The sequence below is a fragment of the Litchfieldella rifensis genome (assembly GCF_042646605.1).
In the GTDB taxonomy this organism is placed as follows: Bacteria; Pseudomonadota; Gammaproteobacteria; order Pseudomonadales; family Halomonadaceae; genus Litchfieldella; species Litchfieldella rifensis.
Window position 1 is genome coordinate 297,393 of sequence record NZ_JBHRUG010000019.1, and the last position, 14,671, is coordinate 312,063.

14 protein-coding genes are annotated in these 14,671 nt (G+C 63.3%); 5 read left to right on the forward strand and 9 right to left on the reverse strand.

What is annotated here, in order from left to right; translation table 11 throughout:
• Positions 1-750 (reverse strand): dienelactone hydrolase family protein, encoded by a 750-nt coding sequence (locus ACFOEV_RS10720; protein WP_386773695.1) that lies wholly within the window; start codon positions 748-750, stop codon positions 1-3.
• Between the two features lie 292 nt (positions 751-1,042).
• Between ACFOEV_RS10720 and ACFOEV_RS10725 the strand changes: the two genes are divergently transcribed.
• Positions 1,043-2,242, forward strand: a complete 1,200-nt coding sequence (locus ACFOEV_RS10725) for an ABC transporter substrate-binding protein (protein WP_386773697.1) — start codon at positions 1,043-1,045, stop codon at positions 2,240-2,242.
• 157 nt (positions 2,243-2,399) lie between these two features.
• Here the strand turns inward: ACFOEV_RS10725 and ACFOEV_RS10730 are convergent, their stop codons facing one another.
• The 8 genes from ACFOEV_RS10730 to ACFOEV_RS10765 all read right to left on the reverse strand — a co-directional run bounded on the left by ACFOEV_RS10730 (position 2,400) and on the right by ACFOEV_RS10765 (position 10,487).
• Positions 2,400-3,671, reverse strand: a complete 1,272-nt coding sequence (locus tag ACFOEV_RS10730; RefSeq protein ID WP_386773699.1) for a branched-chain amino acid ABC transporter permease — start codon at positions 3,669-3,671, stop codon at positions 2,400-2,402.
• Positions 3,671-4,675, reverse strand: a complete 1,005-nt coding sequence (locus ACFOEV_RS10735) for a branched-chain amino acid ABC transporter permease (protein ID WP_386773701.1) — start codon at positions 4,673-4,675, stop codon at positions 3,671-3,673. Before ACFOEV_RS10735 ends, ACFOEV_RS10730 begins: the two co-directional genes overlap by 1 nt.
• A 39-nt stretch (positions 4,676-4,714) precedes the next feature.
• Positions 4,715-5,419, reverse strand: a complete 705-nt coding sequence (locus ACFOEV_RS10740; RefSeq protein ID WP_386773703.1) for an ABC transporter ATP-binding protein — start codon at positions 5,417-5,419, stop codon at positions 4,715-4,717.
• A gap of 69 nt (positions 5,420-5,488) precedes the next feature.
• Positions 5,489-6,259, reverse strand: coding sequence for an ABC transporter ATP-binding protein (locus tag ACFOEV_RS10745; RefSeq protein ID WP_386773705.1), 771 nt, complete (start codon positions 6,257-6,259; stop codon positions 5,489-5,491).
• Between the two features lie 273 nt (positions 6,260-6,532).
• Positions 6,533-6,850 (reverse strand): hypothetical protein, encoded by a 318-nt coding sequence (locus ACFOEV_RS10750; RefSeq protein ID WP_386773707.1) that lies wholly within the window; start codon positions 6,848-6,850, stop codon positions 6,533-6,535.
• 107 nt (positions 6,851-6,957) lie between these two features.
• Positions 6,958-8,787 (reverse strand): translational GTPase TypA, encoded by a 1,830-nt coding sequence (typA, locus tag ACFOEV_RS10755; protein ID WP_386773709.1) that lies wholly within the window; start codon positions 8,785-8,787, stop codon positions 6,958-6,960.
• Positions 8,788-8,912: 125 nt separating this feature from the next.
• Positions 8,913-9,902: a polysaccharide deacetylase family protein gene (locus ACFOEV_RS10760; RefSeq protein WP_386773711.1), complete on the reverse strand. Its 990-nt coding sequence runs from the start codon at positions 9,900-9,902 to the stop codon at positions 8,913-8,915.
• Between the two features lie 78 nt (positions 9,903-9,980).
• Positions 9,981-10,487, reverse strand: coding sequence for a hypothetical protein (locus tag ACFOEV_RS10765; protein ID WP_386773713.1), 507 nt, complete (start codon positions 10,485-10,487; stop codon positions 9,981-9,983).
• Between the two features lie 604 nt (positions 10,488-11,091).
• On the opposite strand from ACFOEV_RS10765, the gene glnA reads away from it, so the two are divergent.
• From glnA to glnL, 4 genes are all read left to right on the forward strand, one after another.
• The gene (gene glnA / locus ACFOEV_RS10770; protein WP_386773715.1) at positions 11,092-12,498 is read left to right on the forward strand and encodes a glutamate--ammonia ligase; all 1,407 of its coding nucleotides are present in this window, start codon (positions 11,092-11,094) and stop codon (positions 12,496-12,498) included.
• A 140-nt stretch (positions 12,499-12,638) separates the two neighbouring features.
• On the forward strand, positions 12,639-13,199 hold the full coding sequence (locus ACFOEV_RS10775) for a DUF4124 domain-containing protein (RefSeq protein WP_386773717.1): 561 nt from the start codon (positions 12,639-12,641) through the stop codon (positions 13,197-13,199).
• Positions 13,200-13,262: 63 nt separating this feature from the next.
• Complete coding sequence (locus ACFOEV_RS10780; RefSeq protein WP_386773719.1) at positions 13,263-13,424, forward strand: hypothetical protein; 162 nt, start codon at positions 13,263-13,265, stop codon at positions 13,422-13,424.
• A 176-nt stretch (positions 13,425-13,600) separates the two neighbouring features.
• Positions 13,601-14,641 carry a nitrogen regulation protein NR(II) gene (gene glnL, locus ACFOEV_RS10785; RefSeq protein WP_386773721.1) on the forward strand — a complete coding sequence of 347 codons (1,041 nt, stop codon included), beginning with the start codon at positions 13,601-13,603 and terminating at the stop codon, positions 14,639-14,641.
• Positions 14,642-14,671 lie beyond the last annotated feature (30 nt).

Sequence of the window (14,671 nt, forward strand, 5' to 3'; positions counted from 1 at the left end):
TCACAAGACCTCGTCGAGGAAGTCACGGAAGGCGGCCCAGGACTTTTCGTCGGCGCGCTTCTGGTAGCGGTCTCCGCCGAACACGGTGAAGGCGTGCGGGGCACCGGAGTAGACCTGGATCTCGTAGGTGACCCCGGCGGCTTCCAACTCTTCGGAAAGGGCGGCGACGTCGCTCATGGTGACCGAGCTGTCGGCACCGCCATGGGCGATCAGGAGCGGCGACGTGTCGCTGGCATAGGACTGGCCTTGCGGTGTATCCAGGCCACCATGGAAGGTCGCATAACCCTGGATGCCGTCGGCGGCGCCGGAACGGGCCAGTTCGAGCACCACGGCGCCGCCGAAGCAGTAGCCCATGACCACGGTGTCCTGGGCACCGAGTTCACGGGCCTGTTCCAGGCCGGCCAGCGTCAGGGTGCGCATGCGCTCGCGGTCCTGGTAGAGCTTGGCGGTCTCGGCCTTGCGCGCCTCGGTATCGACGGGGCGATTGCCCTGACCGTAGAGATCCACGGCGAAGGCGTCATAACCCATCTCGGCCAGCATGTCGGCGCGCTGGACTTCGTAGTCGGTGAGGCCGTCCCAGTCGTGGATGATCAGCACCGCGCCACGCGCATCGTCGGCGGCGGGCGCGTGGTAGCCTTCGAAGCTCTCACCATCGACCTGGTAGGTGACGGTGTCGCCCGCCAGGGCGCTGGGAATCCCCAGTGCCAGGCAGGCGGCACCCAGTAGTGAATGAGGGAGCCAGGGGAACATGGCAGGTTCCTTGTCGGGTGGGCAGGAGCGGACAGGCGTGACTCGCCTGCCCCGTGATCAGGGTAAGCATAGTCAACCGACACTCGGGAACTCTGTCATTTGTCGGTGGCATTCCTGGCCAGCGTTGAAATGATGGCATGGTTCCTGAGCACAATGTGCAACCTTCTGATATGTCTTGAATATATTTAGGTGTGTCGTTGCCTTTGCGTTGGCGGGGCCTGGCTTGTGTTTTTGCGTAAACACTTCCAGAGTTATGAAGGCACTAATTTAACTGGTAATAGCGAGAATAATCATGAAGAAAGCCTTGTTAGCAATGGCGGTTGCCGCTACCACTTTTGTGGGTGCCGCGCAGGCCGAGGTCAAAGTCGGGTTCCTGGGAGGCTTCACTGGGGGGATCGAGAGCTTGACGCCGCCGATCTTCGACGGCGCGAAACTGGCAGTGCGCCATATCAACGAGCAGGGTGGCCTGCTGGATGGCCAGAACCTGGCACTGCCGAGCGGCGATACCACCTGTTCCGATGCCTCGGCGGCGTCCAACGCGGCGGACCGCATGGTCAACAGCGAGCAGGTCACGGCCATCGTCGGTGCGCTGTGTACCGGTGCCACGATAGCGGCGGCCAACAATGCGGCCATTCCGGGTGGCGTGGTGATGGTTTCGCCGGCCTCCACGGCACCGGCGGTCACCGAACTGAACGATAGCGACCTGGTGTTCCGCACCGTACCGTCCGATGGTTTCCAGGGCGAGATGCTGGCCAAGCTGCTGCTGTCCAAGGATATCGAGGAAGTGGCGGTGACCTACGTCAACAACGACTATGGTCGCGGTCTGGCCGATGCCTTCGTGGCCACTTATGAAGCGGAGGGCGGCACGGTGACGGCCAACCTGGCCCATGAGGACAACCGCGCCGACTATCGCTCCGAACTGGGTTCGCTGTCGGCCTCGGGGGCCGAGACGCTGGTGGTGCTGGCCTATGCCGACACCTCGGGGCAGACCATCCTGCGCCAGGCCTACGAGAGTGGGGCCTTCACCCAGTATGTGGGGGGCGACGGCATGGTGGGCGCATCGCTGATCGAGGCGGTGGGGCCCGAGGTGCTGGAAGGCATGATTGCCACGCGTCCGGGATCGCCGGATATCCCCGGATCGGGGATCTTCCAGGACCTGGCCAACGAGGCCGGGATCGACCCTAGCGCGGTGTTCGCCGCCCAATCCTACGATGCCGCCTTCCTGTTGGGCCTGGCTATCGAGAAGAACGGCAGCGGCAATCGCGAGGGCCTGTCCGATGCGCTACGTGAGGTCGCATCGGCGCCGGGTGAAGTCATCCTGCCGGGCGAGTGGGAAAAGGCCAAGCAACTGCTGGCCGATGGCCAGGACGTCAACTATGAAGGCGCTTCCGGGACCCATGAGTTCGACGAGAACGGCGACGTGCCGGGCGTGGTGGTCGAGATGGCGGTCGAAGACGGGGAGTTCGTGAACAAGGGCTTCATCGACTTGTAAGTCCCGACGCTAGCCCGTGACGACAAGGCCCCGGCGGTTTTGAACTGACCCCCAATAGTTGGACGGTTCATTCAGCCGGGGCCTTGGTGTATCGGCCGACCTCGTGCCGAACTGGTGTGCGAAGGTCGGCGAACGGGTCGGACGGTTTGGCCCACGCTCAAGTGTGGTGGGGTACCTTCTCCGGCATCACCCCCTTGGGCGCATAGCGCAGCACCAGCGAGATCAGCAGGCCGATGACGAAGACCCGGGCCTGTAGCGCCCGACTGTCGAGATTGCCGACCGGCTCCCAGCCGAACCAGCCTTCTCCGAGATAGACGACGGAATGCATCACGAACAGCGCCAGGGGCTCGGACATGATCCAGATGATGTACACCAGCACGGCACCGAAGATGGTGCCCAGGTTGTTGCCGGGGCCGCCGAGGATCACCATCACCAGTACCAGGAAGGTGTGGTTGAGCGGCAGGTAGCCTTGCGGGTCGAAGATGCTGTTGAAGCTGGTCAGCGCCGCGCCGCCGATGCCCATCAGGATGCAGCCCAGCACGAAGATCTCGAGGCGTCGCATGTTGATGTGCTTGCCCATCGCCGCGGCCGAGGTCTCGTTGTCGCGGATGGCGCGGATCATGCGGCCCCAGGGGGCGTGGTAGGCGCGGTTGAGCAGGAAGAAGATGACGGCGATCAACACCGCCGTGACCGACAGGTACAGCGCGCGGGACACGATGAAGCCGAGCTCGCCGGCGCCGGGAGTCGGCCAGGGCAATGGCGAGACGGTGGCGGTGCCACGGGTCAGCCAGTCGGAGTTCTTGAGAAAGGCCTTGATGATCTCGGCGATGCCCAGGGTGGCGATGGCCAGGTAGTCGCTGCGTAGCCCCAGGCAGATCCGGCCGATGAAATAGCCGATGCCACCGGCCAGTGCGCCGCCGAAGATCCAGCCGACCCAGGCCGGCAGGCCCAGGCCGCCGATGAACTGGGCGCGCGACTCGATCTCGCCGGTTACCTCACGCAGGTTACTGATCACTACCAGATAGAGGAGCACGGCCAGCACGACCGCGATGATGGTGCGCAGCCGCTTCGGCACCCCGAGGCGATCGAGCCGGCTCGCGCCATAGACCATGATCGCGGCGACCACCACGTACAGCAGCACGCGGCCCAACTCGCCTGGCAGCTCGGTGTCCCAGAACGCCGGGTTGACGGGCACGCTGAAGAACATCGCGCAGAAGCCACCCAGCGCCACGAAGCCCATCACCCCGGCATTGAACTGTCCCGCATAGCCCCATTGGATGGTCAGGCCGAGGGCAAGGATGGCATAGCAGGCGGCCTCGACCAGCATGCGGGTGCTGTAGGCAGCGCCCATCCCCAGATAGACGAGCAATACGGCGACGAACAGGCCGGCGAAGAGCGCGAGTTCACGGGCAGGAAGCGTTCTTGTCATTAGATTACCTTCCCCTTGAAGATGCCGGTGGGGCGCCATACCAGGATGGCGACCATGATGAAGAAGGGCACCACGATCTTGTACTCGGTGCCGACGAAGGCCAGGTTGCTGGGGAGGTCCAGCCACTCGGGAAAGCGGTCGCGGAAGGGGCGCAACAACACCGCCCAGTTGAACACGGCCAGCGTTTCGGCGAAGCCGACCACGAAGCCACCGGCGATCGCGCCGTAGGGATGACCGACACCGCCGACGATGGCCGCGGCGAAGATCGGCAGCAGCAGGAAGAAGCTGAGGTCGGGCTTGAAGGCGACATCCAGCGATAACAAGGTGCCGGCGGCGGCGGCCAGTGCCCCGGCGATGACCCAGGTCACGGCGACGATGGTGTTGGTGTTGATGCCCGAGGCGCGCGCCAGGTCCGGGTTGTCGGACATGGCGCGCATCGCCTTGCCCAGCCGTGAACGACTCAGGAACAGGTGCAGGCTCACTACCGCGACCAGGGCGAACACGAACAGGATGATCTGCGGTTCGGTGACGACGATCGGCCGGGTGGCCAGCTCGAAGGGCAGTTCGAGGCGGAAGATATCCTTGCGCTCGGCGATATACAGGCTCGCGGCGCCGGTGCCGGAGAACAGCCGGATCAACCCTTGCAGCATCAGGGTCACGCCCAGCGAGGCGATCACCATCACGATGGGTTTGACGTTGTGGGCGCGTAGCGGCTTGTAGAAGGCGCGGTCGATGCCTACCGCGGCGGCGGCGGTGACCAGCATCGCGACCGGCAGCATGAGCAAGGCGCTGGGCAACCCCACGGTGGCGCCGACCTCCGGGAACAGGGTGGTCATCAGGAGTACCACGAAGGCGCCCAGCGTCATCATGTCGGCATGTGCGAAGTGGGCGAAGCGCATGATGCTGAACACCAGCGTCACGCCGATCGCTCCCATGGCATAGATGGAGCCCGACACCGTGCCGGAAATCACCACGTAGTTGATGAAGAAAACCAGTTCGTTCAAAACGTTATCTCCCCAGGGGATGCTTGCAGCGGACGCAACCTAGCCGCCAAGGAAACTCTTGGCGACATCCGGATCGTTGAGCAGGTTCTCGCCGGTATCGGTGAAGCGGTTCTGCCCCGACGCCAGCACGAAGCCCTTGTGGGCGATGGCGAGCGCCTGCTTGGCGTTCTGCTCGACCATCAGGATGCCGACCCCCGCGGCGTTGATCTTCTTGATGCGCTCGAAAATCTCGTTCATGAACAGTGGCGATAACCCGGCGGTGGGCTCGTCGAGCAGCAGTAGGCTGGGTTCGACCATCAAGGCGCGTCCCATGGCCACCATCTGGCGCTGCCCCCCGGAGAGTTCGCCGGCCGGCTGCTTGCGCTTCTCGCGTAGCGGTGGGAAGAATTCATAGACCTGCTCGAGCATGCGGCGGAAGTTCTCGGGGCGGATATAGGCGCCCATTTCGAGATTTTCCTGCACGCTGAGACTGGGGAAGATGTTGTGTTCCTGAGGCACGAAGCCCATGCCCTGATGGACCAGCTTGTTGGGCGCCGTGTTGGTGATCGGCTCGCCGCGCAGGCGGACCTCGCCCTGGCTGACATGCAGCAGGCCGAAGATGGCCTTGAGCATGGTCGACTTGCCGGCCCCGTTGGGGCCGACGATCACGCCGATTTCGTTGGCCTCGATCGACATCTCGACACCGTTGAGGATGTTCATGCCGCCATAGCCGCCATGCACATCGGTTGCTTCCAGTAATGCCATGCGTACGCTCCGGATTGTATTTTCCGCAACGGCGAGCGATCGACGTTCACCGACGCCTCATGCGGGATCTTATTCTGTCTTGGCCCCGAAGTAGGCCTCGATGACATCGGGATTGTTTCGGACCTCTTCGATGGTGCCTTCCACCATCACGCGCCCCTGGGCCAGCACGATCACCGGATCGCAGAGGCGGGCGATCATGTCCATGTCGTGTTCGATGACCAGGAAGGTGTAGCCCATCTCGCGATTGAGGCGTTCGATGTTCGCGACCAGGTCGCCGAGCAGGGTGCGGTTGACGCCGGCCGCAATCTCGTCGAGCAGCACCACGCGGGCATCGGTCATCATGGTGCGGCCGAGTTCCAGCAGCTTCTTCTGGCCGCCGGAGAGATTGCCGGCCAGCTCGTTGCGGACCTGACGCAGGCCGATGAAGTCGATGACCTCCAGGGCTCGGCTTCGCACTTCGCTTTCCTGTTGGCGGACCTCGCCGGGCTTGAGCCAGGCGCTGAACAGGTTCTCGCCGAGCTGGCGCGGCGGCACCATCATCAGGTTTTCCAGCGCGGTCAGCTGCGTGAACTCGTGGGCGATCTGGAAGGTGCGCAGCAGCCCTTTGTGGAAGAGCACATCGGAGGGCAGGTTGGTGATGTCCTCGCCATCGAACACGACGCGGCCGGCATCCAATGGCAGGTTGCCGGCGATGATGTTGAACAGGGTGGTCTTGCCGGCACCGTTGGGACCGATCATGCCGGTGATGGAACCTTCCTCGACCTGGATCGAGCAGTCATCGATGACTCTCAGGCCACCGAAGGATTTGTAGACATGGCTGACCTCGATGATCGCGCTCATTCCCCATCCTATCGTGTTATTGATCTTGTACCAGGGCCGACAATCGTTACGTGCCCCTTGGCGGAGCAGCGAAAGCACAACTGTGCGCCAGGCAACGGCACTTGACCAGATGGCAAGCGTTTATGAGGCGTTGGATGAGGGCCCTGGTCGGTCGATGACGACTCTGGTGGTTGCCGAGGTGATCATAATTCTCACCTCGGCGTGATTCAATGGAGAGCGCAGCGTTCCCTGCGGCGACGAGCTTGGGGTCGAGGGTCGGGGGAAGCGAAGGCGTCAGGCATTGCTCTCCGCGTCGGGATCGCGGCGGTCGAGGGCTCGCATGGCGTCGGGCAGGCGTACCATGTCACCCAGCGTCAGCTTGCCGTGTATTCTCTTGCGTTCCCCGGTGCGTGGATTGATCAGGGCGACTACCTCGCCGATGCTGGTGTCGTTATTGACGAAGGCCTCTACGCGGACGCGCACCGTGATGCCCTGGTAGTGGGCGGAGATGATGCTGCCGGGGTGTGGCTCGACATAGTCTTCGGGGTCATTGGCGTAGAGCGCCATGACACTGTCTCTGCCGGGGTCGTCCCATTCCACGTGCTTGTGCATGTGGGATCTCCTCTCACTGTTTGGCTGTATTGTCAGATTAGCCACTTTCCATGCAAACGAAAAAGCCCACCGCGGGGGTGGGCTTCAACGCAGCGAGGGCGGCGGGCTTAACCTTTGCTGGCCCGCTTGCGCTCGTTCTCGGTGAGATGCTTCTTGCGCAGGCGGATGTGGTTGGGCGTGACTTCCACCAGCTCGTCGGAATCGAGGAACTCGATCGCCTGTTCCAGCGAGAACTTCACCGGCGGGGTCAGCACGATGTTCTCGTCGTTGCCCGAGGCGCGCATGTTGTCGAGTTTCTTGCCCTTGGTCGGGTTGACCACCATGTCGTTGGCGCGGTTGTTGATGCCCACCAGCATGCCTTCATAGACCTCGGTGCCGTGGTCGATGATCAGCTTGCCGCGCTCCTGCAGCGCATAAAGGGCGTAGGCCAGCGCCTTGCCGGGAACCATCGACACCAGGACGCCGTTGCGCCGCTCGATGGATGCGTCGGGCTTGAGCGGGCCGTAGTGATCGAAACGGCTGGTGAGGATGCCGGTGCCCGAGGTCAGGGTCAGGAACTGGCCGCGGAAGCCGATCAAGCCGCGGGCCGGGATGATGAAGTCCAGGCGCACACGGCCCTTGCCGTCGGGGTTCATGTTGCTCAACTCGCCCTTGCGGTAGCCGAGCTCTTCCATGATGGCGCCCTGGTGCTGCTCTTCGCAGTCGATGATCACCTCTTCGTACGGCTCCTGCTTGACGCCGTCGATCTCGCGGATGATCACCTCGGGGCGGCCCACGGCCAGCTCGAAGCCTTCGCGCCGCATGGTCTCGATCAGCACCGAGAGGTGCAGCTCGCCGCGCCCGGAGACCTTGAACTTCTCCGGGGACTCGCCCTGCTCGACGCGCAGGGCGACGTTGTGGATCAGCTCCTGGTCGAGGCGGTCCTTGATGTTGCGGCTGGTGACGTACTTGCCGTCACGGCCGGCGAACGGCGAGTCGTTGACCTGGAAGGTCATGGACACGGTGGGCTCGTCGACCGACAGCGGCGGCAGCGCCTCGACGGCGATCGGATCGCACAGGGTGTCGGAGATGGCGAGGTCGTCGATACCGGTGATACAGACGATGTCACCGGCGGTGGCCTGTTCGGTCTGCACCCGCTCCAGGCCCATGTGAGTCATCACCTGGCCGATCTTGCCCTTGCGCGTCTTGCCGTCGGTGCCGACCACGCTGACCTGCTGGTTGGGGCGTACCGCGCCGCGCTTGATGCGGCCCAGCCCGATGACGCCGACGTAGCTGTTGTAGTCCAGCGCCGAGATCTGCATCTGGAACGGGCCGTCGAGCTCGACGTTGGGCGGCTCGACGATATCGACGATGGACTGGAACATCGGCGTCATGTCATCGGCGAGCTGATCCGGCTCGGGACCGGCGATGCCGTTGAGCGCCGAGCAGTAGATGATCGGGAAATCGAGCTGCTCGTCGGTGGCGCCGAGGTTGTCGAACAGGTCGAAGATCTGGTCGATGACCCAGTCGGGGCGTGCGCCGGGACGGTCGATCTTGTTGACCACCACGATCGGCTTCAGCCCTTGGGCGAAGGCCTTCTGGGTCACGAAGCGGGTCTGCGGCATGGGGCCGTCGACGGCATCGACCAGCAACAGCACCGAGTCGACCATCGACATCACGCGCTCGACCTCGCCGCCGAAGTCGGCGTGTCCCGGGGTGTCGACGATGTTGATGTGATAAGCCTGATCGGAGTCAGGCGCCTGCCAGCGGATCGCCGTGTTCTTGGCCAGGATGGTAATGCCGCGTTCCTTCTCCTGGTCGTTGGAGTCCATGATGCGCTCTTGGCCCTCGGCCTTGCGGTCCAGGGTGCCGGACTGGCTCAACAGCTTGTCGACCAGGGTGGTCTTGCCATGGTCGACGTGAGCGATGATGGCGATGTTGCGAAGTTTCTCGATCACGACGGGATCCTGCAGGGTAAAAGTGGGGCGCATTATAGGGGCTGGGCCACAACCCCTGCTAGCGTTGTCGGCTAAAATTTGTTCAATCTGACGCTGCTGAACGCCAGATCAAGGGGTTAGGGCGCTCAGCGATAGCCCAACAACCAGTCGTACAGGCGGCCGGGACTTTGCGCCACCGGCTGGCTGATGGGGATGCGCGGGATGGCCAAGGGGTCGTTGCGGTGGCTGAGCCAGCCGCCGTTGCCGGCCAGGGCCAGTTGTACGCCACAGCGGTTGGCCAGGCGCCTGAGGCGCGCCGAGGGGTAGGCATCGAAATAGGCGAAGGCGTCGAGTGGCTCGCGGCATAGCCGCTTGAGGTCCTTGCGCGAGCGCCGGATGTGCCAGCACACCCGCTCATCGCTCAGCGGCTCCAGGGCTTCCGGCAGCACACCGTGGGCGCCGAAGCGGATCAGGCCGGTGTTTTCCAGCCGTCGCAGGGTGAAGGGGTCGATGCCGTGGGGCGGCAGATCGAGCAGACGGTGCAGTTCTTCGGCCACGGAGTTGATCGTCAGCGGACAGGCGGATTGCAGTCGCCCGAGATAATCCAGCAGGGCCTGGCTGTAGGCGTCGTCCGGGTGTGGCGGCGGCATGGGCGGCAGCGGCAGGTCGGCATCGCCCATGGCGTCGCGGACCTGTTCGGGGCGCTGGCGTGTCCACAGGCTTTCGGCGATGACTTCCCACCAGAAACCGCGCGGCTTGCCGAGCAGCCCGGTGGTGACGAAGAGGCTCGCCGGCAGGGCATAGTGATCGAGCACCGGGGCGGCGTAGTCGGCGGTGTCGCGCCAGCCATCATCGAAGGTCAGGGCGATGCAGGCGCGCGGGTCGCGGTGGGGTTTGAGTGCCGTCTCGAGGCTGACGATGCGTGCCACTTCCACCAGGCTCATCAACAGATGCTGGAAGCTCTCCGGGCCCAGGCAGTAAGGGGCGCGATGCGGCAGACGGGCGGCCTGCTCATCGGCGAGCACTCGGTGCAGTACGAGGATGGCGCTGCGCCCCTGCAGGGGTTCGGCCAGGCTGCGCCGCCAGTGGCCACGCAGACGCTGGGCAAGATCGCGGGCAAGACCCAATCCGTTCATGGCGTTTCTCCTTGGCGGAGATGCCTTCCAGTGTAAGCCCTCACTCACTCGTCCGCAGCCTTGCGTACTCGCACTTTATTATAAGGGCAGCTCGAGTACCCTGGCCTGGCAGGCGCGTAGGCGTGTCACCAGGTCCCGATAGGCGGTTTCGTCGAGGGCGGGGTCGAAACCGCCAATGCGTTCGAACCAGTCGCGATGCACGCACAGCGTGCCGGGAGGAGGTGTGCTGCGCCACAGTCGCTCGAATCCCCGCGGCCATAACGCCGAGTCGCGTGGCTGGAACAGGATGGCGTCCCAGTGCTGCTGGCTCAGCAGGTTGTCGGCACTGGTCAGCCAGTGGTCATCGAGTTTGCTGCGCGGCGCGGGAAACACCAGCGCTTCGCTGGGGGTGCGGTGCACGACCTCGTTACCGCGGGCGCCGACCGAGGGCTGTGCGATGGCTTCGAAACGGGCGCCGAAGCGCCGGCACAAGCGCGCCAGCCGCACGCTCTCCTCATCACAGACGACACGAATCTCCACCCGCCCTGGAAAGCACTGCACGGCGCTTTTCAGCGTTGCCAGGCAGCGCGGTAGGCGTGATGCCATCAATCGCGAATCGACAATGATGCAAAAGGCGTTCATCGAGGGTAGCGCCCCCTGAGCTTGCCAGGGCCGGCAAGTCGTGGCCACTGGTGATTACTGAGGCTTCGCGTCGCATCACTGTCCTACGCTGGTGAAAGCGAGATCGCATCTGGCTCCTTGTAATGAAGAGTAGCCTTTAGTTTCACAAAGTATCAATTCATTGCCTGGCTGATTTTTCTGATCATTACGCTACCTAGAGGGCGACAGAGAAAGGTTGGCTGAACCATACTGCAGCATATCGTGGAGCGTAATGCACCATTATGGTGCATTGATGAGATTTTTTGTTCCACCTTGGTGCATTGGCCCCCGGATCGATGGCCGGTTACCTCGATGCCATGTCACAAGGTAACCCGAGACCGCGTGGCAAACTCATTTTGTTTCAATGAGTTGAGGTTTTTTAAGAAGAATGTGCGCCATTTTGGCACGCTGCCTGCATTGCACTCTTCAGAGTCATTGATGCCGATTCGTCGTCATGACAGCCGTGGGCAAGGTGCCCGGGGCATGCTACAAACGACGCTGGATACCTAAGCCAACGAGACGAGCCATCGCTCACATTGTGGAGGACAACATGTCTGAGAAGACCCTCGCCCTGATTGACGAACATGACATCAAGTGGGTCGATCTGCGTTTTACCGATACCAAGGGTAAGGAGCAGCACGTCACCATTCCGGCTGCCGCCGTTGACGAGGAATTCTTCGAGAACGGCCAGATGTTCGATGGCTCCTCCATTTCCGGCTGGAAGGGCATCAACGAGTCCGACATGATCCTGCGTCCGGAAGACGGTACCGCCTTCCTCGACCCGTTCACCGAAGACGCCACCCTGGTGCTGCGCTGCGACATCATCGAGCCGGCCACCATGCAGGGCTACGAGCGCGATCCGCGCTCCATCGCCAAGCGCGCCGAGGCCTATCTGCAGTCCACCGGCCTGGGCGATACCGCCTTCTTCGGCCCGGAGCCGGAATTCTTCATCTTCGATGAGGTGCACTGGAAGGCCGACATCGAAGGCGCCATGTACAAGATCTCCTCCGAAGAGGGTGCCTGGGCCACTGACCGTTCCATCGAGGGTGGCAACCTGGGCCACCGTCCGCGGCTCAAGGGTGGTTACTTCCCGGTACCGCCGGTGGATAGCTTCCACGATATCCGCGGCGCCATGTGCAACACCCTGGAGGCCATCGGCCAGAGCGTCGAGGTACACCACCACGAGGTGTCCAACGCCGGCCAGAACGAGATCGGGGTCAAGTTCAACACCCTGGTCAAGAAGGCCGACGAAGTCCAGGAGATGAAGTACGTCATCCACAACGTGGCCCATGCCTATGGCAAGACGGCTACCTTCATGCCCAAGCCGCTGGTCGGCGACAACGGATCCGGCATGCACGTCCACCAGTCGTTCTGGAAGGACGGCGTCAACCAGTTTGCCGGGGACGAGTATGCCGGGCTGTCCGAGACGGCGCTGTACTACATCGGCGGCATCATCAAGCATGCGCGCGCCATCAACGCCTTCTCCAACGCGGCCACCAACTCCTACAAGCGTCTGGTGCCGGGCTTTGAGGCGCCGGTGATGCTGGCCTACTCAGCCCGTAACCGCTCCGCCTCCATCCGTATCCCCTACACCGCCAGCCCCAAGGGCAAGCGCGTCGAGATCCGCTTCCCGGATTCGACTGCCAACCCCTATCTGGCTTTCGCGGCGATGCTGATGGCGGGTATCGACGGCATCAAGAACCGGATCCATCCTGGCGATGCCATGGACAAGAACCTCTATGACCTGCCGCCGGAAGAAGGCAAGGCCGTGCCCACCGTGGCCAACAGCCTGGAGCAGGCCCTGGAAGCGCTGGACAAGGATCGTGCCTTCCTTACCGAAGGTGGCGTCTTCACCGACGACATGATCGATGCCTACATCGAGCTCAAGGAAGAGGACGTGGAGCGCCTGCGCATGACCACGCACCCGGTCGAGTTCGATCTGTATTACAGCTGCTGACGGCTGACATCGACTGCCGCCTGGCGGCAGGGTCGTCAAGGGGTTCCTCCGCGAGGGGGAACCCCTTTTTGCATTACACTCTCCAAGAAAGCGAACGTCATCGACTGCCGACCCTGGTCGGCGCCGCTGTGAGGATGAGGATGAAACTTCGACTTGTGCTGGTCTTGCTGGGCATCTGCCTGCCGTTTGCGGCCACCGCGACCACCGTCTATCGCAGCACCGATGCACAGGGCAATGTGGTCTTCAGCGATCAGCCCGATCAGGGGGCCGAGCCGGTCGAGCTGGAACCGCTGACGGTGGTGCCGTCGCTCGAGCCCGATGTCGTGGCACCGGCCGGGGAAAGCCGGGCCGGGGCGCCGCGCAGCGATACCGCCGCACCATTCATGCCCTATTCCGTCTTCCGCATCGCGTCGCCCAGCAACGAAGAGACGTTGCCCACCGGTTATGCCGGCAATGTCCAGGTCGAGCTGCGCATCGAGCCCGAGTTGCGCGAGGATCACCAAGTGCGGCTGCTCCTCGATGGCGAAGTCAGTCAGTCGGCCATGCACACCTCGGCCTTCATGCTCACCAATCTGGAGCGGGGCGAGCATGTGCTGCAGGCCGAACTGCTCGATACCAGCGGCGAGGTGCGCCACCGCAGTGCGCCGGTGACCCTTTATGTGCAGCGGGCCAGCGTCAACCTCCCGCAGAACCCCAATTAGCTGACCCCGAGGCTCGCGCCACACCTCACTTGTCCCGATGGCGGGCCACGGCCTTGCCAGCAAGTGCACCATGATGACAGCGGAGGCTTCAGGGACGCCTTCGACCATGCCCAGCGCGTGCGCGAGCGTAATGCCCTGGAATACGAGGCCGGCACCAGTTCCCGCCAGCGCGATCGGGAGGCTGACGAGCGGCACCCACCGCCCAGGGATCCCGAACGGCATTGACCTCCTACCTGACTGGGTGCCTGCCATGCCCAGGATGATGGCAGTCGCTCGCCCTGTTGCACTAAATTGGTGCATCATGAGGCCTTGTTTCGCCAAACCTCCACGCTTTTTCGCCATTTCGGGGCTGGCGCGCTTTTTGCACAGCAATAGGGAATGGCATCGACCTGGAATGCACCATGTATCAACGTCTGCTCGAACACCTGACCACGGCAGTGCTGCTGCTCGACGGCACCCAGCGGGTGCGCTGGTTGAATCCGTCGGCCGAGGCATTACTGGCCGTCAGCCTGGGGCGAGTGCAGGGCACCCACCTGGAATGCCTGGAGGGCGTCAACGGTGGGATCGCCGAGGTGTTGACCAAGGCGCGTGTCGAATTCCACCCCTTTACCCAGCGTGAGGCGCTCTTGAGGCTGGCCAGTGGCGACAGCATCACGGTGGATTTCACCGTCACGCCGCTCTCCGACGATGAGCTGCTGCTGGAAATCGAGCCACGCGACCGCCTGCTGCGCATCTCGCGCGAGGAGGCGTTGATCGCCCGCCAGGAAACCATCAAGGTGCTGTCCCGTGGCTTGGCTCATGAGGTCAAGAATCCCCTGGGGGGTATCCGCGGTGCCGCCCAATTGCTCGAGCGCGACCTACCCGATCCGCAACTGGTCGAGTTCACCCGCATCATCGTCGAGGAGGTCGACCGGCTGCGCGACCTGGTCGATCGCATGCTCGGCCCCAACCATCCGGAGCGCCACGCGCCGCTGAATATTCACCGCGTGCTGGAGCGGGTGAGGACGTTATTGATGGCCGAGCATCCGCAGGTCGAGGTGGTGCGCGACTACGACCCCAGCCTGCCGGAGCTGATCGGCGATGAAGCGCAGTTGATCCAGGCCGTGCTCAATGTGGCGCGCAATGCCCTGGAGGCCATGACAGAGAACGCAACCCCGTCTCCGCGACTGATCCTGCGCACGCGCGCCAAGCGCCAGTTCACCCTGGGCGCCGAGCGCCACCGCCTGGTCTGCGAGGTGGGGATCATCGACAACGGCCCCGGCATTCCTGAACACCTGCGCGAGACGCTCTTCTACCCGATGGTGTCCGGTCGCGCCGAAGGCAGTGGCCTGGGCCTGTCCATCGCCCAGTCGATTCTGCATCAACATCAAGGACTGATCGAATGCGATACCGCCCCCGGACATACCGAATTTCGTTTATTGACGCCGTTGGAGACCGCCTGATGAAGGCCGGTGCTACCCGCAGGAGGGCCC